14 protein-coding genes are annotated in these 17,583 nt (G+C 61.9%); 5 read left to right on the forward strand and 9 right to left on the reverse strand.

Translation table 11 applies throughout. From position 1 onward, the window contains the following. Positions 1-7 precede the first annotated feature (7 nt). A complete protein-coding gene (gene treS / locus ACLH0I_RS18940; RefSeq protein WP_411385087.1) occupies positions 8-3,352 on the reverse strand; it encodes a maltose alpha-D-glucosyltransferase in 3,345 nt (1,114 codons plus the stop codon). A gap of 210 nt (positions 3,353-3,562) precedes the next feature. Continuing rightward, positions 3,563-5,560 (reverse strand): alpha-1,4-glucan--maltose-1-phosphate maltosyltransferase, encoded by a 1,998-nt coding sequence (locus tag ACLH0I_RS18945; protein ID WP_411385088.1) that lies wholly within the window; start codon positions 5,558-5,560, stop codon positions 3,563-3,565. Positions 5,561-5,771: 211 nt separating this feature from the next. Here ACLH0I_RS18945 and ACLH0I_RS18950 point away from each other — a divergent pair, with 211 nt between their 5' ends. Further along, positions 5,772-5,936, forward strand: coding sequence for a hypothetical protein (locus tag ACLH0I_RS18950; protein WP_411385089.1), 165 nt, complete (start codon positions 5,772-5,774; stop codon positions 5,934-5,936). Positions 5,937-6,072: 136 nt separating this feature from the next. Here the strand turns inward: ACLH0I_RS18950 and ACLH0I_RS18955 are convergent, their stop codons facing one another. Further along, a complete protein-coding gene (locus tag ACLH0I_RS18955) occupies positions 6,073-6,573 on the reverse strand; it encodes an MgtC/SapB family protein (RefSeq protein WP_186708554.1) in 501 nt (166 codons plus the stop codon). A gap of 135 nt (positions 6,574-6,708) precedes the next feature. Here ACLH0I_RS18955 and ACLH0I_RS18960 point away from each other — a divergent pair, with 135 nt between their 5' ends. The 3 genes from ACLH0I_RS18960 (at position 6,709) to mapR (ending at position 10,324) form a co-directional block, all read left to right on the forward strand. Then, positions 6,709-6,945: a DUF3203 family protein gene (locus ACLH0I_RS18960; protein ID WP_411385090.1), complete on the forward strand. Its 237-nt coding sequence runs from the start codon at positions 6,709-6,711 to the stop codon at positions 6,943-6,945. A gap of 401 nt (positions 6,946-7,346) precedes the next feature. Beyond that, the gene (gene ccoG / locus ACLH0I_RS18965) at positions 7,347-8,759 is read left to right on the forward strand and encodes a cytochrome c oxidase accessory protein CcoG (RefSeq protein WP_250965329.1); all 1,413 of its coding nucleotides are present in this window, start codon (positions 7,347-7,349) and stop codon (positions 8,757-8,759) included. Positions 8,760-8,914: 155 nt separating this feature from the next. Beyond that, entirely contained in the window at positions 8,915-10,324 is a 1,410-nt protein-coding gene (gene mapR, locus ACLH0I_RS18970) for a GntR family transcriptional regulator MpaR (protein WP_250965328.1), read from the forward strand. A 142-nt stretch (positions 10,325-10,466) separates the two neighbouring features. Here the strand turns inward: mapR and ACLH0I_RS18975 are convergent, their stop codons facing one another. Continuing rightward, positions 10,467-11,213: an SDR family oxidoreductase gene (locus tag ACLH0I_RS18975; RefSeq protein ID WP_186708540.1), complete on the reverse strand. Its 747-nt coding sequence runs from the start codon at positions 11,211-11,213 to the stop codon at positions 10,467-10,469. Positions 11,214-11,290: 77 nt separating this feature from the next. Next, positions 11,291-12,169: a Dyp-type peroxidase gene (locus ACLH0I_RS18980; RefSeq protein WP_250965327.1), complete on the reverse strand. Its 879-nt coding sequence runs from the start codon at positions 12,167-12,169 to the stop codon at positions 11,291-11,293. 223 nt (positions 12,170-12,392) lie between these two features. Here ACLH0I_RS18980 and ampC point away from each other — a divergent pair, with 223 nt between their 5' ends. Further along, positions 12,393-13,541 (forward strand): class C beta-lactamase, encoded by a 1,149-nt coding sequence (ampC, locus tag ACLH0I_RS18985; RefSeq protein WP_250965326.1) that lies wholly within the window; start codon positions 12,393-12,395, stop codon positions 13,539-13,541. 176 nt (positions 13,542-13,717) lie between these two features. Here the strand turns inward: ampC and ACLH0I_RS18990 are convergent, their stop codons facing one another. From ACLH0I_RS18990 to ACLH0I_RS19005, 4 genes are all read right to left on the reverse strand, one after another. After that, complete coding sequence (locus ACLH0I_RS18990) at positions 13,718-14,266, reverse strand: DUF4174 domain-containing protein (protein WP_250965325.1); 549 nt, start codon at positions 14,264-14,266, stop codon at positions 13,718-13,720. 136 nt (positions 14,267-14,402) lie between these two features. Beyond that, positions 14,403-15,761, reverse strand: a complete 1,359-nt coding sequence (locus ACLH0I_RS18995) for an erythromycin esterase family protein (RefSeq protein WP_411385091.1) — start codon at positions 15,759-15,761, stop codon at positions 14,403-14,405. A 69-nt stretch (positions 15,762-15,830) separates the two neighbouring features. Further along, positions 15,831-16,616: a sulfite exporter TauE/SafE family protein gene (locus ACLH0I_RS19000; protein ID WP_186708523.1), complete on the reverse strand. Its 786-nt coding sequence runs from the start codon at positions 16,614-16,616 to the stop codon at positions 15,831-15,833. 106 nt (positions 16,617-16,722) lie between these two features. Beyond that, complete coding sequence (locus ACLH0I_RS19005; RefSeq protein ID WP_250964640.1) at positions 16,723-17,427, reverse strand: hypothetical protein; 705 nt, start codon at positions 17,425-17,427, stop codon at positions 16,723-16,725. Between the last annotated feature and the right edge of the window lie 156 nt (positions 17,428-17,583).

Raw genomic sequence — 17,583 nt, forward strand, 5'->3', positions numbered from 1 at the left:
CTCTCCACTAAATCGGTCCGGCTACGTCGGAAAAGGGTTGCAGCCCCTTCAACAACCCGACCAGGCCGTGCAGCGGCACGGGCAGCCAGGTGGGGCGATTCTCGGCTTCATAGGCCACTTCATAGGCCGCCTTCTCCAGGCCGAACAACGCCAGCGCGGCGTCTTCGCCTTCAGCATCCTTCCACTCATGGGCAAGACTAGCTGCCGCCAGCCGATATGCCTCGACAAATGCCTGGCGAGCCTCTTTCAAATAACGATCGGCGACCCGTTGCCGCGCCGCATCGGCATCGGCCGTGCTGTCGACGGTGTGCAAATGAATCGCCATGGCCGCCGCATAATCGAAGGAACGCAACACGCCACTGACATCCTTGTACGGGCTGTGCTTGCCCCGTCGCTCATGCAATGGCCGCGCCGGCTCACCTTCGAAGTCGATCAGGTAAGCATCGCCCTTGATCACCAGGACTTGGCCCAGGTGCAGGTCGCCATGGACGCGAATGCGCAAGCCACCCGCGGCCTTGCCGGCCAGTTCCTGGACATGGGCCAGGACGGTTTTCTTGTGCTCCAGCAAGCGTGCGACCATGGCCTGGTCGGCGGGGTTCAATTGGCCTTGGTTCTGCTTGAGCAGGCGCAAGGCGTTTTCCACCTGGGCGGCCACGTCCTTGCCGATGGCCTGGGCTTCCTTGACGTTGGTGGTTTGCGGTGCGAAGTCCGGGTCGTCGGTGGCCTGGGCCAATACCTGGTGCATTTCCCCCAGGCGTTGGCCGAGCATGCCGGCGAAATCCTTCAGCTCGCCCAAGGCGTTGTAATGCTGCTCCTGCTCGGACACAGCGTCCGCCAGCTCATCGCGCAAGGCGCGTTCGAGGTTGTTCTGAGTCCATTCCCAGGCGTCGCCCTGGTTGCTCAGGTAGCCTTGGGCGATCATCAGCAACGCATCTTGGCCTTGGGCGTCGCGGCGAATCACCGAGCCCAGCAGCGGTGAAATATTGCTGAAGCCGGCAGCGGTCAGGTAGGCACTCATTTCCAGTTCCGGGTGCACACCCGAGGCGACCTTGCGGATCAGCTTGAGGACGAGGCTGCCCCCTACCACCACCGAACTGTTGGATTGTTCGGCGGACAGGTAGCGCACCTCCGGCTCGTCTCCCAGGTTCAACGCGGCCAGGCCTTCGGTCGGCTCGAAACGCAACTCACCTTCGGCGAACGGCAGCACCGTGGCGGCCTGCATGCTGTGCAGCACCGCGCGCACGAAGCTTTCCAGGCTGAAGGCATCGGTGATCAAGCCCACCTGGCGCACCCGGCGTACCCGGGACAAGGCCAGTTGCTGCGGCAACGCGGCGCCGACTTGGTCCTCGGCAAGCAAGCCGAACGGCAATTGGTAACGCAGGGTCTGGCCGCCACTGGTGACATCGATTTCACTGAGCAACACCGGATGCTGTGGATCGCCGAAGCGCACCCCATAGACAATATCGACCTTCTCGATCGCGCTGTCCTTGCCGGCGAACCAGCGCCGGTTCTGCAACCAGGTCGGCAGGATGGTTTGCTCCAACGTGGTGCGCGATGGCGCTTCGAGCAATTCTTCCAGGCGTTTTTTCAGCACCAACGTGGTGAAGTCCGGCAGGCTCTGGGCCGGCTCCACGTGCCAGCTCGGCATCTGGTTTTCCGCCGCCAGGGCGAACCAATAGAAGCCGTACGGCGCCAGGGTCAACAGAAAGTTCAACTGGCCGATGGGCGGGAAGGCATTACCGCCGAGCATCTCCACCGGGACCATGCCGGCGTAGGCCGACAGGTCCAGCTCGGCGGCCTGGGCGCTGCGGGACACGTTGGCCACGCACAGGATGATTTCGTGCTTGCCGTCGGGCCCGGTGTATTCGCGGGTATAGGCCAGGATCCGGCGGTTGCTCGGCGAGAGCATCTTCAACGTGCCACGGCCGAAGGCCTTGGACTGCTTGCGCACCGCCAGCATGCGCCGGTTCCAGTTGAGCAGCGAGTGCGGGTCGCCGGCCTGGGTCTCGACGTTGACCGACTGGTAGCCGTACAGCGGGTCCATGATCGGCGGCAGCACCAGGCTGGCCGGGTCGGCGCGGGAGAAACCACCGTTGCGGTCGATGGACCACTGCATCGGCGTACGCACCCCATCGCGGTCGCCCAGGTAGATGTTGTCGCCCATGCCGATTTCATCGCCGTAGTACAACGTCGGCGTACCGGGCATCGACAGCAGCAAGCTGTTGAGCAGCTCGACGCGACGACGATCGCGCTCCAGCAGCGGCGCCAGGCGCCGGCGAATGCCCAGGTTGATACGCGCCCGACGGTCGGCCGCATAGTAATTCCACAGGTAGTCGCGCTCCTTGTCGGTGACCATCTCCAGGGTCAGCTCATCGTGGTTGCGCAGGAAAATTGCCCACTGGCAATTGGCGGGAATCTCCGGGGTCTGGCGCAAAATGTCGGTGATGGGGAAACGATCTTCCTGGGCCAGGGCCATGTACATGCGTGGCATCAGCGGGAAGTGGAAGGCCATGTGGCATTCGTCACCGTTCAGCCCTTGGGCGTCGACATCGCCGAAGTACAACTGGGTGTCTTCCGGCCATTGGTTGGCCTCGGCCAGCAACATGCGGTCGGGGTAGTTGGCGTCGATCTCGGCGCGGATCAGCTTCAGGACGTCATGGGTCTCGGGCAGGTTTTCGTTATTGGTGCCGTCGCGCTCGATCAGGTACGGGATGGCATCCAGGCGCAGGCCGTCGATGCCCATGTCCAGCCAGTAGCGCATCACCGACAACACGGCCTTGATGACCTGCGGGTTGTCGAAATTGAGGTCGGGTTGGTGGGAGTAGAAACGGTGCCAGAAGTACTGGCCCGCCACCGGGTCCCAGGTCCAGTTGGACTTCTCGGTGTCGAGGAAGATGATGCGCGTGCCGTCGTACTTATGGTCGTCATCGGACCAGACGTAGAAGTCCCGCGCCTTCGAACCTTTCTTGGCTTTGCGCGCGCGCTGGAACCAGGGGTGTTGGTCGGAGGTGTGGTTGATGACCAACTCGGTGATCACCCGCAGGTTGCGCTTGTGGGCTTCGGCAATGAACCGCCGGGCATCGGCCATTGTGCCGTAGTCGGGGCTGACGCCGCGGTATTCGGCGATGTCATAACCGTCGTCGCGCCGGGGGGAAGGATAGAACGGCAGCAGCCAGATGGTGTTGACGCCCAAGTCGGCGATGTAGTCGAGTTTTTCGATCAGGCCGGGAAAGTCGCCGATCCCGTCGTTATTGGAGTCGTAATAGGATTTAACGTGAACCTGATAAATCACCGCATCCTTGTACCAGAGCGGATCCTTGATAAAGGTGGCAGACCGGGGTTTCTTCGCCATGTGCAACTCCTGATAATTCATTAAAGCCGCGGGATACAGGCTTGTGGGGTCTTGTTATGCGGCGAGGCCTTGTTCTGTGATGAGGTCTATGTGGCGAGGGAGCTTGCTCCCGCTGGGCGCGAAGCGGCCCCCTTGAAATCACGACTGCTTCGCAGCCGAGCGGGAGCAAGCTCCCTCGCCACAACAGCCCTCACTCGACATCGCGCGGCATCACGCCACGCTGATCCGCCAAATCCCGAACGGCTGGTACGCCGGGTCGATCCGCATGAACTGGTACTTGCCGTACCAGGTCCAGCGGTGTCCGTTCATCAGGTCCTCGCCCTGGGTCTGGGCGTCGTCGGGCAGGCCCATTTCCCACAGCGGCAATTCGAAATTGGCTTCCTGCGGGTTGTGCGGGTCGAGGCTCACCGCCACCAGGATGAAATTGCTGCCATCGGCCGTGCGCTTGCCGAAATAGAGAATGTTGTCGTTCCAGGCGTTGTAGATCCTCAGGCCCAGATGGGTATGCAGCGCCGGGTTCTGCCGACGAATGCGGTTGAGCTGGGCGATCTCCGCAATGATGTTGCCCGGGGCGGTGAAGTCCCGGGGACGGATCTCATACTTCTCCGAGTCGAGGTATTCCTCCTTGCCCGGTACCGGGGCCGACTCGCACAGTTCGAAGCCCGAATACATGCCCCACAGGCCTGAGCCCATGGTCGCCAGCGCCGCGCGGATCAAGAAACCCGGGCGCCCCGACTCATGGAGAAAGGCCGGGTTGATGTCTGGCGTATTCACGAAGAAATTCGGTCGGTAGCACTCGCGTAACGGCGACTCGTTGAGCTCGCTCAAATAGGTCGCCAGTTCGGCCTTGGTATTGCGCCAGGTGAAATAGGTGTAGCTCTGGGAATACCCGACCTTGCCCAGCCGCGCCATCATCGCCGGCGTGGTGAACGCTTCAGCCAGGAAGATCACTTCAGGGTATTGGGCCCGGACATCGGCGATCAGCCATTGCCAGAACGGCAGAGGCTTGGTGTGCGGGTTGTCGACCCGGAAAATCTTCACGCCTTCCTCGACCCAGCCCACCACAATGTCCCGCAGTTCTTCCCACAGGCTGGGGATCGCATCGGCCGCGTAGAAATCGACGTTGACGATGTCCTGGTATTTCTTCGGCGGGTTTTCCGCATATTTGATCGTGCCGTCCGGCCGCCAGCTGAACCAGCCGGGATGCTGCTTGAGCCAGGGGTGGTCCTGGGAACACTGGATGGCGAAGTCGAGGGCGATCTCAAGGCCGTGCTCAGCGGCCGCCGCCACCAGGCGCCGGAAGTCCTCGCGGCTGCCCAATTGCGGGTGGATGGCCTCGTGCCCGCCCTCCTCGCTGCCGATGGCATAGGGGCTGCCTGGATCGTCGGGGCCGGCGGTGAGGGAATTGTTCGGGCCTTTGCGGAAACTGCGGCCGATGGGGTGGATTGGCGGGAAATACAGCACATCGAAGCCCATGTCCTGGATCACCGCCAAGCGTGAATGCACGTCGTTGAAGGTGCCGTGGCGCTGGGGATCGTCGGTGATCGAGCGGGGAAACAGTTCATACCAACTGGCAAACTCGGCCAGTTTTCGCTCCACATCCAACGGGTATTCGGGGCTGATGCTCAAGTAGGGTCGATGATCGGCCAGGGACATCAGGTCGGCACTGCGTGGAGCCAGGAACAGCGCCACCTGTTCGTTCGGCAACAGGCCGGAGAGTTCGTGGTGCAAGGCCGCCAGTTGCTCGCTCAGTTCACCGCTGCTGCGCTCGGCCGCCATGTGCACGTGATTGCGCCCCTCCTGCAATTCCAGGCTGATGGGCACCCCGGCAGCGAACTTCTTCTCCAGCTCGTAGCGAAAACTGGCGAACTGGTCGATCCAGGCCTCGATGCAGAACACATAGCGGCCTTGCTCAGGCACGGTGAACTGGCCGCGCCAGCCGTTATTGCCCAGGTCGCTCATGACCTCGCTGTTCCATACGTCATCCTGAAGCGAGCGCCAGCGAATGCGCACCGCCAGCTTGTCGTGACCGTCGGCGAACACTTTGCTGGTCACCGTCACGTCCTGCCCAGCCACGGCCTTGGCGGCGAATTGCCCGCCGTCGATCACCGGCATGGTGTTTTCAATCGCGATACGCGGCAACAACAAGGCCTGAGACAACGGCAAATGCGGGTTGTAGGCCAGGTCAGACGGGTGTTCGGCAGTCATCGAGCATCGCTCCTTTTACGCCCCATGGACGCGCTTGTGGCGGTAAAGGCCCAACGGGTCCCTGAAAAAACTCACTTAAACTCCGAACCGGAACGACGGTTAAAAGTTCAGCGGGATTTGCCCCGGGATGCATCCGGGATCAAACCCGGCGCTGGATGGTCAACAACCATAAGCACGACTCAAGCCATGTGCGTTACGGAGACCCGTCCCGATGAATATTCCCATCCCGGCCGAAACACCCGATCCGAACATCGACGACCCCAACTTGCCCCCGCCCAGCCCTGATCCCGAGCCGATTCCCGAGAAAGACCCGCCGCTGGACCCGCAGCCGCCCAAGGGTGACCCGCCCAGCGAGAAGCCGCCGGAGCGGGTTTGATTCATGGCGGCAGTACCCTGTGGGAGCGAGCTTGCTCGCGATGGCGGAGTGTCAATCAGCATAGTGGCTGGCTGAGGCTCCGCCATCGCGAGCGAGCTCGCTCCCACAGGGTTGCGTGTTCAGGCTGATCCTCGTGTCACAGCTTGTCGTCCTTCTCCAGCGCCCGGACGATCATCGGCATCACACTGAAGATCGCCAGGGCCAGCACTGTGCTGAGGACTGCCGTGGCTTCCCGCCCCAGCCCAGCCGCAACGCCGATGGCGGCTGTCATCCAGAGGCCGGCCGCCGTGGTCAGGCCCTTGACGTGACTTTCGTCGCCGTCGTTGTTTTTCAGGATGGTGCCAGCACCGAGAAAACCGATGCCGGCGACCACACCCTGAATCACCCGGCTCATGGCATCGGCCTGGGACCCGGACATCTGCGGCACCAGGACGAACAACGCCGCCCCCAGAGCCACGAGCATGTGGGTCCGCACACCGGCCGCCTTGCCCTTGTGTTCGCGCTCGAAACCCAGGATGCCGCCCAGCAGCGCGGCCATGACCAGCCGCACCGTGACCCGGGTCATCTGCTGGGCATCGGTGATGTCGGCGAATTCCGCCTGCAGGGTTATCCAGACTTCATGCCACCAGGCGTTCATTGACAGTCCTCTTTTGCGTTGGATAAACGATGGACCGCAAGCGAAGCCAGAGGTGCACCCGACCGCTGATCAGCCGCGACGAACCCTGGCTTGGCCGAGGGACCTAACATTCATGATCCCAGAAGGAGCAACGCCATGACTGTCCGTATCGACGACAACCAGACCTGCCATTTCGAAACCCCCAACGGCACCGAACAGCGCCCCGCCAGCGAGCTGACCATCATCACCGACCCGGACAAAGCCATGTCGGTCGTGGAACTCAATGGCGACCGGGTCTACATCACCGAGGCTGAAGCCGATGCCCTGACCGTGGCCGGTGCGGTCGATGAGCGCAAGCACCTCAAGGCCACGGACAGCGGCTCGGCGATCTGAGCCCACCTGCCAGAGCAATAAAATCCCAGTGCTCAGAGCAATGTATCCCTTGTGGCGAGGGAGCTTGCTCCCGCTGGGCTCTGTAGGAGCTGGCGAAGCCTGCGATCTTTTGATCTTTCGCTCTCGACTCAATTGTCAGTGGAAAGATCGCAGCCTCGTTGCACTCGACAGCACCTACAACCCAGCGGGAGCAAGCTCCCTTGCCACAAAGTGTTGAACGCCCAACCGTCGGTGCGTCAGCCAAAAGGCGTTGTTTGTCCATCCATGGGTGCATCAAAGTGTCGCAGCGCCTGGGTTTCGCGGCATCTGATCCGGTTTTTATCGAAACACCTGAGTCTGTTATGCAAACAGTTCCATGGTCATAGTGCGCCGGCCAGATAGAGGCTGATGAGCGACCGACCATGAGCGATAGAATCCCCGTCCAGTTGATACAGACGTTCGAACCTGCGCCAACCAAGATCAAGGCCAGGACCACCGACGCCCTGATCCACACCCGCAGCTTCACCGGCTTGTTCCGCACCTTGCGCATCAGCGGTGCGGGGATTCTGTTCCTGCTGTTCTTCGGCACGGTGTGGTTGAACTGGGGCGGCCGCCAGGCAGTGCTCTGGGACCTTTCCGAAAGCAAATTCCATATCTTCGGCGCGACCTTCTGGCCCCAGGATTTCATCCTGCTGTCGGCGCTGTTGATCATCGCTGCCTTCGGCCTGTTCGCGATCACCGTGTTTGCCGGTCGCGTGTGGTGCGGCTACACCTGCCCACAGAGCTCCTGGACCTGGCTGTTCATGTGGTGCGAGAAAATCACCGAAGGCGAACGCAACCAGCGGATCAAACTGCAAGCGGCGCCGTGGGGCCTGAACAAACTGTTGCGCCGTAGCGCCAAGCACACCTTGTGGCTGGCCATCAGCCTGCTCACCGGCCTGACGTTCGTGGGCTACTTCACGCCGATCCGCCCCTTGGCCGAGGAACTGCTGACCCTGCAAATGGCGGGCGTGAGCTTGTTCTGGGTGCTGTTCTTTACTGCCGCCACCTACCTCAACGCCGGTTGGCTGCGTGAGGCGGTGTGCATGCACATGTGCCCTTATGCACGCTTTCAGAGCGTGATGTTCGACAAGGACACCTTGACCATTTCCTACGACACGGCCCGCGGCGAAATCCGCGGCCCGCGCAAACGCGAGGTGAATCCGGCCAATATTGGCCTGGGCGATTGCATCGACTGCCAGATGTGCGTGCAGGTCTGCCCCACCGGCATCGACATCCGCGACGGCTTGCAGATGGAATGCATTGGCTGCGCGGCCTGCATCGATGCCTGCGACTCGATCATGGACAAGATGGGTTACGCCCGTGGCCTGATCAAATACACCTCCGAACATCAATTGCAGGGGGGCAAGACTCACCTGCTGCGCCCGCGACTGATCGGCTATACCGCCGTGCTCCTGGTGATGATCGGCGCGCTGGCCGTGGCGCTGGTGCAACGGCCCATGGTGTCGCTGGACGTCAGCAAGGACCGCGGCCTGTTCCGCGAAAACAGCGCCGGCCAGATCGAGAATATCTACAGCCTGAAAATCATCAACAAGACCCAGCAGCGCCAGGCCTATCAGCTGTCCCTGGTGGACGGCGACGGCTTCGTCCTGCAGGGCAAGACCCGGTTGAGCCTGGCCCCGGGGGAAATCGTCGATGTCCCGGTGTCGGTGGCGATGCTCAGCGAACGGCCCGGCAAAGGTTCCCTGGAAATGACCTTCAAGGTCGCCGACAGTGACGAGCCCGACAACTACAGCGTGGCCAAGAGCCGTTTTGTCGCACCGATGAATCGGTGAAGCTTTAAGATGCAGGGTAACTGTGGGAGCGAGCTTGCTCCGGGCGGCGTTCCGACGATAGCAGTGGGTCAGTTTGCATCAATGTTGGATATGCCACCGCGATCGCGAGCAAGCTCGCTCCCACAGTCAAGTTCACAAATGTCACTGGGCCCACCATGAAACGCTACGAGAAATTCGCCGACGACATCGCTGAACTGATCCGCTCGGGCATGCTGGGGCCGGGCCAGCGCGTGCCGTCGGTGCGCTACGCCAGCCAGACCTACGGCGTCAGCCCGTCCACGGTGTTCCAGGCCTATTACCTGTTGGAGCGACGCGGCATGATCCGGGCCCGGCCGCGCTCCGGCTACTTCGTCAACACCCATGCACCGAGCCCGTTTTCCGAGCCGGCGATCAGCAGCCAAGTGCACGAGTCCACCGAAGTCGACGTCAGCGAGCTGGTGTTTTCAGTCCTGGATTCGATCAAGGACCCGAACACCGTACCGTTCGGCTCGGCATTCCCCAGCCCGACGCTGTTCCCGTTGCAACGGCTGTCCCGCTCGCTGTCCAGTGCAACACGGGACATGGACCCGCGGGTGGTGGTCACGGACATGTCACCGGGCAATCCGCAACTGCGTCGCCAGATCGCCCTGCGCTACATGGTTGGCGGGCTGATGCTGCCCATGGAAGAACTGCTGGTCACCAACGGTGCCCTGGAAGCCTTGAACCTGTGCCTCCAAGCCGTGACCGAGCCCGGCGACCTGGTGGCGATCGAGGCGCCGGCATTTTATGCCAGCCTGCAGGTACTGGAACGGCTCAAGCTCAAGGCGGTGGAGATTCCGGTCCACCCGCGCGACGGCATCGACCTGGACGTGCTGGAGCAGACGCTGGAGCGTCACCCGATCAAGGCCTGCTGGTGCATGACCAGTTTTCAGAACCCCATGGGCGCGACCATGCCCGAGGAACGGAAACAGGCGCTGGTGGCGTTGCTGCGTCGCCATCAGGTGCCGCTGATCGAGGACGACGTCTACGCCGAACTTTATTACGGCCAGCAGGCGCCCAAGCCCGCCAAGGCGTTCGACACTGAAGGATGGGTGATGCATTGCGGTTCGTTCGCCAAGAGCCTGGCCCCGGGTTATCGCATCGGCTGGGTCGCCGCCGGGCGCTACGCGCAGAAGATCGAACGGCTCAAGCTCATGACCTCGCTGTGCGCCTCGATGCCGGCCCAGGCCGCCATTGCCGACTACCTGCAACACGGTGGCTACGACCGTCACCTGCGCAAACTGCGCTACGCCCTGGAAGAACAGCAAAACGCGATGCTTGCCGCCATCGCCCGCTATTTCCCGGCCCAGACCCGGGTCAGCCAGCCCGCGGGCGGCTACTTCCTGTGGCTGGAGCTGCCCGAGCAGATGGATTCGCTGAAGCTGTTCCAGATGGCCCTGGCCCAAGGCATCAGCATCGCACCGGGCCCGATCTTTTCACCGACCCGGCGCTTCAGGAATTGCATCCGCTTGAACTACGGCAGCCCGTGGACCGAAGCCTCGGAAAAGGCCATGGAGACGTTGGGGCGGATTATTCGGTCGTTTTGAGATTGGGGTGCCTGTCAGGCCGCCATCGCGAGCAAGCTCGCTCCCACATTGGTTCTGCTGTGTCCAAGATATCTGGCTCACCACCTATCAAACTGTGGGAGCGAGCTTGCTCGCGATGAGGCCGGAACAGACACCCCAGGACTCAGCGCCCGCCCCCCAGATCCACAAACGTCCCGGTCGCATACGAAGCCTTGTCCGACAGCAGCCAGATAATCGCCTCGGCCACTTCATCCGGACGCCCGCCACGGGCCATGGGAATCGCCGACTCCAGCTTGCTGACCCGATCCGGGTCGCCGCTCAGGGCGTGGAAATCGGTATAGATATAGCCGGGACGCACCGCGTTGACGCGAATGCCTTCTCCGGCCACTTCCTTGGACAGGCCGACGGTGAAGGTGTCCAGCGCGCCCTTGGAGGCCGCATAGTCGACGTATTCTCCCGGCGAGCCCAGGCGGGCGGCCACCGACGAGACGTTGACGATGCTGCCGCCCTGCCCGCCATGTTTGGGCGACATGCGCAGCACCGCGTGCTTGGCGCACAGGATCGGCCCCAGCACGTTGGTCTTCAGTATCTTGAGGATGCGGAATTCGGACATTTCATCGAGTCGGGACTTATGGGCAACCGTACCGGCGTTATTCACCAGGGCGGTGACACGTCCCAGTTCGGCATCCACCCGATTGAACAGGCCGATGACTTCATCTTCAATGCTCACGTCGGCCCGCACGGCAATTGCCTGTGCGCCCTTGGCCCGAACCTGTTCGAGCACCTCTTGCGCGGCACTTTCATCAGACTGGTAATTGATGCAGATCCGATAGCCCGCTTCGGCAGCCAACAGCGCCGTGGCCGCCCCAATTCCGCGGCCGCCACCGGTGATGACGATGACTTTATCCACGCTTGCTTCTCCCTTCCACGGATAGACGTGCGGCCCAAGAATAGCGTTCGCGTCACGCTTTGCACATACCGCTGCGTCTACCGGGCCAGGGCGCGCAGATCCAGGCGTCCTTCCAACAGCGGCGGGCACCAGTAATAGCCGCCGGTGATCGGGCGGCTCATGCGATACAGACCGTCGGTAATGCCATCTTCCAGGCCACTCATGCGCCGCAATTGCGCCTCGAAGGCGTCAAGGGAGAAACCGAACGCCAGGAACATCAGCCCGGCACGGTCGCCTTCGATCCAAGGCATGGAACGCCGGACCACGAAGGCCTCCGGGGCGAAGCTCTCCTGGGCGGTGCGCTTGACGTGGGCCGATTCCGGCGCGTCGTCGAGTTCTTCGTTGTCGCTCAGGCGCCGGCCCATGATGTTGTCGCGCTCATGGGGCTGCATCGCCGCGAAACCGTCCAGGTCGTGCTGCCACTGCTGGATCGCGGCGAAACTGCCTCCGCGCAGCCCATCGGCACCCGGGGCCAGGGCGGCGGCGACGGCCGCTTCGTCGTGGGGGTTTTCGGTGCCGTCTTCATAGCCGGTCAAGTCGTGGCCGGTCATGTGGCGGAAGGTTTCGTTCATCTGCACCAGGCGCAGTGCCGGGGCCAGCACCGCTTCGATGGCGCGACTGCGGTGCATCAGCTCGCCGCGGTCTTCACCGTGCAACCAGCACCACAGGGCATGCTGGGTCGAGGGGTTGTCCACGCCGACGCCGGCCAACGCAGGAAAAGCCCGCAGGCCATCGACCTCGGCGCCTAGCGCCTGGACCAGCGATTCGCCGAAGCCAACCACGGCCCGGCCATCGAGCAGCAACAGGAGCTTGTCTAGCGCAGCCGGCAGTGCCTCGACCGATTCCAAGGCAAAAAACAAATGACGGGCCTGAGGCGGAACAGGGGTGGCGAGAATGCCGGGCTGGTAGTAACTCATGTGAACTCCTTTAGAAAGAGCGCAAGTTTACCCGGCAGCCGCCGCTTTGTGTGGTTTGGCTTGAGGTCCGGTCACGGGGGCAACCGGGCCGTTTGTGGGAAGGTTCCCGCGGCTCCGTCAGATTGCTCAGAAACATGCCGCAGCCCGATAGCCTCGGATTGCCGGACAGCCCAAAACGCCCTAGATTGCCCTCCTTCAGGAAGACCAACGAGAGCGCTGCACCATGCACATTGCCAGATCGATACTCGCCGGGACTCTTCTCCTGGCCTGCGGGACGTCCACAGGCTTTGCCCAGGAGCCCATTGAAGACACGGTCAATGCCGTCATCCAGCCACTGATGAAACAACAGGACATCGCCGGCATGGCCGTGGCGATCACCTACAACGGCCAACGGCATTATTTCAACTACGGCGTGGCCGCCAAGGACACGAAAAAGCCGGTCACCGACCAGACCCTTTTCGAAATCGGCTCGGTCAGCAAGACCTTCACCGCCACCCTCGGTGCCTATGCCCAGGCCCGGGGCAAACTGTCCCTGACGGATCCGGCCAGTCGCTTTGCGCCCGAGCTGCGCGGCAGCGCCTTGGAGGGCAGCCGCCTGCTCGATCTCGTTACCTACACCGCTGGCGGCCTGCCCTTGCAGTTTCCCGACGAGGCGGATCATCCGGACCGGATGTTCAGTTATTTCAAGACCTGGAAGCCGCTCTACCCGGCCGGCACCCAGCGACTTTATTCAAACCCGAGCATCGGCCTGTTCGGTTATCTGGCGGCCCGCAGCCTGGGGCAACCTTTTGACGAAGTGATGGAGCGCACGCTGATGCCAGGGTTGGGCCTCAAGCACAGCTATGTCCGGGTACCGCAGGATCAGATGGACCGATACGCCCAAGGCTATGCAAAAGACGGCAAGCCCGTGCGGGTCGGCCCTGGCGCCCTGGACGCCGAGGCTTACGGGGTGAAAACCAGCTCGTCGGACCTGCTTCGTTTCATCGAGGCCAACCTGCGACCTGAAAAACTGGACGCGGATTTGAAGCAGGCCATCGCCACGACCCATACCGGTTTCTACAGCGTTGGCGGGATGAACCAGGGACTGGGCTGGGAGTTCTACCCCGCGCCGTTCAGCTTGGATGACCTGCTCGCCGGCAACACACCGCAGATGGCCCTGACGCCTCAAAAAGTCGAACCCCTGGCCCCGCCCCTCCCAGCGCCAGACGGCGCCTGGATCAACAAGACCGGCTCCACCAACGGTTTTGGCGCGTACGCGGCGTTCGTGCCTGGAAAGGACATGGGGATCGTCATGCTTGCCAACAAGAACTACCCGATCGAGGAACGGGTGAAGGCGGCGCATCGGATCCTGATGGCGTTGGAACACCAATAACTCATGACGCCTCGGGGTGATGAGTTTCTCTGTGGCGAGGGAGCTTGCTCCCGCTGGGTCGCGCAGCGGCCCCAAACCAGTCATTCGATAATCCATTGAAAAAAAGCAAAGGGCTGCTGCGCAGCCCAGCGGGAGCAAGCTCCCTTGCCACAAAGCGGCCTCGGCGCTAGCGGGAGTCAATCCTCCAATGGCTTCGGCGCCGCCGCCGGCTTGGCGGCCTTGCCAGGCTTGGTGCCTTTCGCATCCTTGGCCGGTGCAGGCTCGGGCGTGGGAGGGGGCGCTGGTGGCGTTGCTTCTTTTTCCGCGACGGGGAGTTTATCGACAGTGGCGAAGAGGTCCTCCAATTCAATCGCGCCGGAATGCTCGAGTTTCTTTTCCCCGTCCTTGCCGACCAGGATGATCTTGGTCTGGGCACCGGCGCCCAGCTTGAGGGAGCGAATCAGTGCCATGGTGCTTTGCGGGTCCAGGTCCTTGCCATCGCGCTGGCCGATGGTATTGAGCACGGTGTAGAGCACCATGTTGCGCTCGGAAAAACCCTGCTTGCCCGCCGGTTCATCCAAGGCCTTTTTCAGGTTGATCCAGGCCGGATCGACCGTGCTGGGCGCAATGACGATCAGGGAACGTGACTTGCCGACTTCCGCCACCAGAGGGGAGTCGCCATCGGCAGCGAACAGGGGGCCGGCGATGGCCAGCAAGGTAGCGAAGGTCAACGACCGAATGAGCATGCGCCTCTCCTTTTGATAGTTACGCTGTACTGATTGCACAGGGCGGCGATTGTTCCGCGAGCGTCGCCCGATACTGCGCCTGCCTGCCTTGAAGCTTAGGCGAGCACGTTCATTGCGCAACCGCCCTGCACAGCGTTCAGAGGCCAAACGGGAACGTATCCTCCTCGTGCTCCAGGACCTGCGGCGCCGGCAATGGCGTAACGGCTTCGCTCTGTTCGAACCAGAGCCAGGCGTCGAACTGTTCCGCCAGCACCGCTTCGAAATAATGGCTCTGACGCTCGGTTTCAGGGCGGTAGATCACACCAATCGCGCGTTCGAGCAGGGGTTCGGACAGCGCGTCCAGGAGTGCCTCGTCAGGATGGGTGCGCCATTGCGTCAACGAGGCATGAACTCCGGCCTGGAGGAATTGGTGCTCCCAACTGCCGGGCAGCGCTGGCCGAACCTGTTTGATCTTCATCGGCGCATCCCAATCGTCCGCCGCCGCGACACTGCCACGGTCGGTGCCCATGCCCAGCAACACCGCACTGCGGCCATAAGCCATGCGGCATAGCTGACCAATATTAAACTCCCCTTCCCAGCCCATGCGTGTCGCGGCGGCATTGCCGATGTGGGAGTTATGCGCCCAGACCAACGCCTTCGCATCAGTGCCCCGATGCTCCAACAAGGTTTGAAGGGTGTCGAACATGTGCCGGTCCCGCAGGTTCCACGATGACTTGCCGCCGCGGTACATGGCCCGGTAGTACTGTTCGGCGGAGCGCACGACCCGGGCGTTCTGGGTGGCGCTGAAGAAGGCCTCATCATCACTGATCATCGGATCCAGGCGTTTGGCCAACAAGCTGTTGAGCTGCTCGACCACGGCGTCTTCACACGTCGCCAGGTTGCCGCGCTCGGTGAAATGACCATACAGCGCCGGGTCGTCGTGCCAGGGCGTGAGGCAGCCATAACGGTGACGGGCATCACGGGCCATGTCCGGATGGCTGGTATCCAGGTAGTTCAGCACCTCATCGATGGAGTGACGCAGGCTGTAGACGTCCAAGCCGCGAAACTCCACCCTCTGCCCCATGGGCTGCTCCAGATTGTAATCTCGCAACCAACGGACGAAGCCTTGGACTTCGCAATTGCGCCACATCCAGGTTGGGAATCGGGCGAATGCCTGCTGCTTCCACGCCGACGGCCCCAAGTCGCGTACACAGCGGTCGATTTGCCCGGCATCGGGCCAGTCCGCTTCGACGGCAACGATATTGAAGCCGTGACGCTCTATCAGGTGTCGGGTAATGGCGGCACGGGTCCGATAGAATTCATGGGTGCCGTGGCTGGCCTCGCCAATCAACACGACCTTGGCATCAGCGAAGCGATCGAACATCTCACCAAAGGCCGGGCTGTCCTCGGCAGGCAATGGCTCGGCGTGGTGACGCAGGATATCGGCAATGTCGGTGCGAGGCTCGGCGCCACGCCGGCGTAGTCGTTGCAGCAGATCTCTGGCTGGGCTGCTCATGGGTCTTGGCCTCATCAGTACCTGGTTTACAGGTATGACTGTGGCTATGGACCCATGACTCCGATCAAATCAGAACGCGAGTTTGAAGCCGATCATCGCCAGCATCACCGCCAGGCAAGGCCGTAGGACCTCATCGGAGATGCGTCCCGACAAATGGCTGCCCAGGTAGATCCCCGGCAACGAACCGATCAGCAGGAAACCCAGGATATGCCAATCCATGTTGCCCATGCTCGCATGGCCCAGGCCAGCCACCAGGGTCAGCGGCACGGCGTGGGCGATCTCGGTGCCCACCAGGCGCTTGGTGACCAGGAACGGATAAAGAATGAACAGCGCCACAGTGCCCAGGGCACCAGCACCGATGGAGGTCAACGCGACCATCGTGCCCAGCACGAGGCCGGTGATGACCGTCAGCACATTGAGTCGTGAACCGGAGGGGTTGTAATGACCGCCGGCACGATCATGGGCGAATTGCAGCAGGCGCTTCTTGAACAGGATCGCCAGGGCGGTGGCGAACAACACAAAGCCCAAGGCTTGTTTGATCACCGCGTTCATAGCGTCGGGCGAGCTGTGCAGGCTGCTGAGAAACCACAGCGTCAAGCCGACCGCCGGCACGCTGCCCAGGGTCAACCAGCCGGTGATTGCCCAATCGATATTGCGGTTTTTTGCGTGAACCAGGACACCGCCAGACTTGGTAATGGCCGCGTACAGCAGGTCGGTGCCCACCGCTGTCGCGGGGTTGATACCAAACCACAACAGGATCGGGGTCATCAGTGAACCACCGCCAACGCCGGTCATTCCAACGATGAAGCCGACCACCAGGCCCGCAACGACTAAACCGACATTACCGAAATCCATTGAACCCGTCTCGACACGACCGCGTGAAAAATCTGGCCGCGAGCATAGCGATTTTTCTTATAACCCCCTATATCGATGTGATCTATCTTTATTCCTTTTTCTCAGCTCACTGGACAGGCAGGAAGTTGAGGAACAGCAGGCTCTGGGCGTAATTCAAGCCGATGCGCCGGTAACGCTCATCGAGCATCTGGGTCAGCAGGTCCAATCGGGCGACGATTTTGCCGAACTCCACGGCGAAACTCAGGTTGCTGCCCTCCTCCGAAATCTCGTTGGAAAACAGCAACGGCGTGCCGTCCTTGTTCTGCCGCTGACTGAGCAGCCAAGTGGCTTTTTCGATGTTGCGCGCCGCATTGCTGACAAAACGCGGGTCGATGGTATCGGTCATGTAGAACTCGAGGCGATTGCCGTGAGCCGTGACCAACATGCTGCCGATGGCATAGATGAACGCCCCGACCCGATCACCGAGAAATTCCGGGCTCATGGCATAGCTGAGGGCGGCCAAGTCCTTCTTGCCCCCCAACGTCGGCAAGGGTTGTTGCTGCTCGATGGCCATGCGCACCTGTTTTTCCGCGGTGCGGGCGTCGAGAAAGCCGGACTTGCGCAGTTCCTCGGGGTTGCGCAGGTACAGCTTGCTCATCAGCAGGTAAAGGCTTTGCAAATTGTCGTGCATCGACAACGTCGCCATGCGGTCGACGCTGGTCTGCAAGAACTCCTGGGGCCTGGCTTCGCTGAACTGCGTGACCATGTCCTGCCCCTGTTGATGGCTGCAGCCGCCGCTGAACAGCATCGACACACCAACCAATCCGGCCATGCAGGCCTGGCGCAACCTCGTCACAGAAGAAAAAACACCGGCCATCGAGTCTCAATCTAGGCATGGGGAAGCGATGGGGGTCGCCGCTTCCAGGCCAAGGATAGAGCTGTAAAAACCGCAAAAGTGCGACGCCCGAGGTGAAAGCGTTCGCTTGGG

Source organism: Pseudomonas sp. MPB03, assembly GCF_046605385.1.
Classification (GTDB): domain Bacteria; phylum Pseudomonadota; class Gammaproteobacteria; order Pseudomonadales; family Pseudomonadaceae; genus Aquipseudomonas; species Aquipseudomonas zanjanensis.

What these genes read in the sequence shown, in the direction of transcription:
- ACLH0I_RS18990 (WP_250965325.1), bottom strand. Translation starts at nt 14,266, where the DNA reads ATGCTCATTCGGTCGTTGACCTTCGCTACCTTGCTGGCCATCGCCGGC.
- mapR (WP_250965328.1), top strand. Translation starts at nt 8,915, where the DNA reads ATGAAACGCTACGAGAAATTCGCCGACGACATCGCTGAACTGATCCGC.
- ACLH0I_RS18955 (WP_186708554.1), bottom strand. Translation starts at nt 6,573, where the DNA reads ATGAACGCCTGGTGGCATGAAGTCTGGATAACCCTGCAGGCGGAATTC.
- ACLH0I_RS18980 (WP_250965327.1), bottom strand. Translation starts at nt 12,169, where the DNA reads ATGAGTTACTACCAGCCCGGCATTCTCGCCACCCCTGTTCCGCCTCAG.
- ccoG (WP_250965329.1), top strand. Translation starts at nt 7,347, where the DNA reads ATGAGCGATAGAATCCCCGTCCAGTTGATACAGACGTTCGAACCTGCG.
- treS (WP_411385087.1), bottom strand. Translation starts at nt 3,352, where the DNA reads ATGGCGAAGAAACCCCGGTCTGCCACCTTTATCAAGGATCCGCTCTGG.
- ACLH0I_RS19005 (WP_250964640.1), bottom strand. Translation starts at nt 17,427, where the DNA reads ATGGCCGGATTGGTTGGTGTGTCGATGCTGTTCAGCGGCGGCTGCAGC.
- ACLH0I_RS18950 (WP_411385089.1), top strand. Translation starts at nt 5,772, where the DNA reads ATGAATATTCCCATCCCGGCCGAAACACCCGATCCGAACATCGACGAC.
- ampC (WP_250965326.1), top strand. Translation starts at nt 12,393, where the DNA reads ATGCACATTGCCAGATCGATACTCGCCGGGACTCTTCTCCTGGCCTGC.
- ACLH0I_RS19000 (WP_186708523.1), bottom strand. Translation starts at nt 16,616, where the DNA reads ATGGATTTCGGTAATGTCGGTTTAGTCGTTGCGGGCCTGGTGGTCGGC.
- ACLH0I_RS18960 (WP_411385090.1), top strand. Translation starts at nt 6,709, where the DNA reads ATGACTGTCCGTATCGACGACAACCAGACCTGCCATTTCGAAACCCCC.
- ACLH0I_RS18945 (WP_411385088.1), bottom strand. Translation starts at nt 5,560, where the DNA reads ATGACTGCCGAACACCCGTCTGACCTGGCCTACAACCCGCATTTGCCG.
- ACLH0I_RS18995 (WP_411385091.1), bottom strand. Translation starts at nt 15,761, where the DNA reads ATGAGCAGCCCAGCCAGAGATCTGCTGCAACGACTACGCCGGCGTGGC.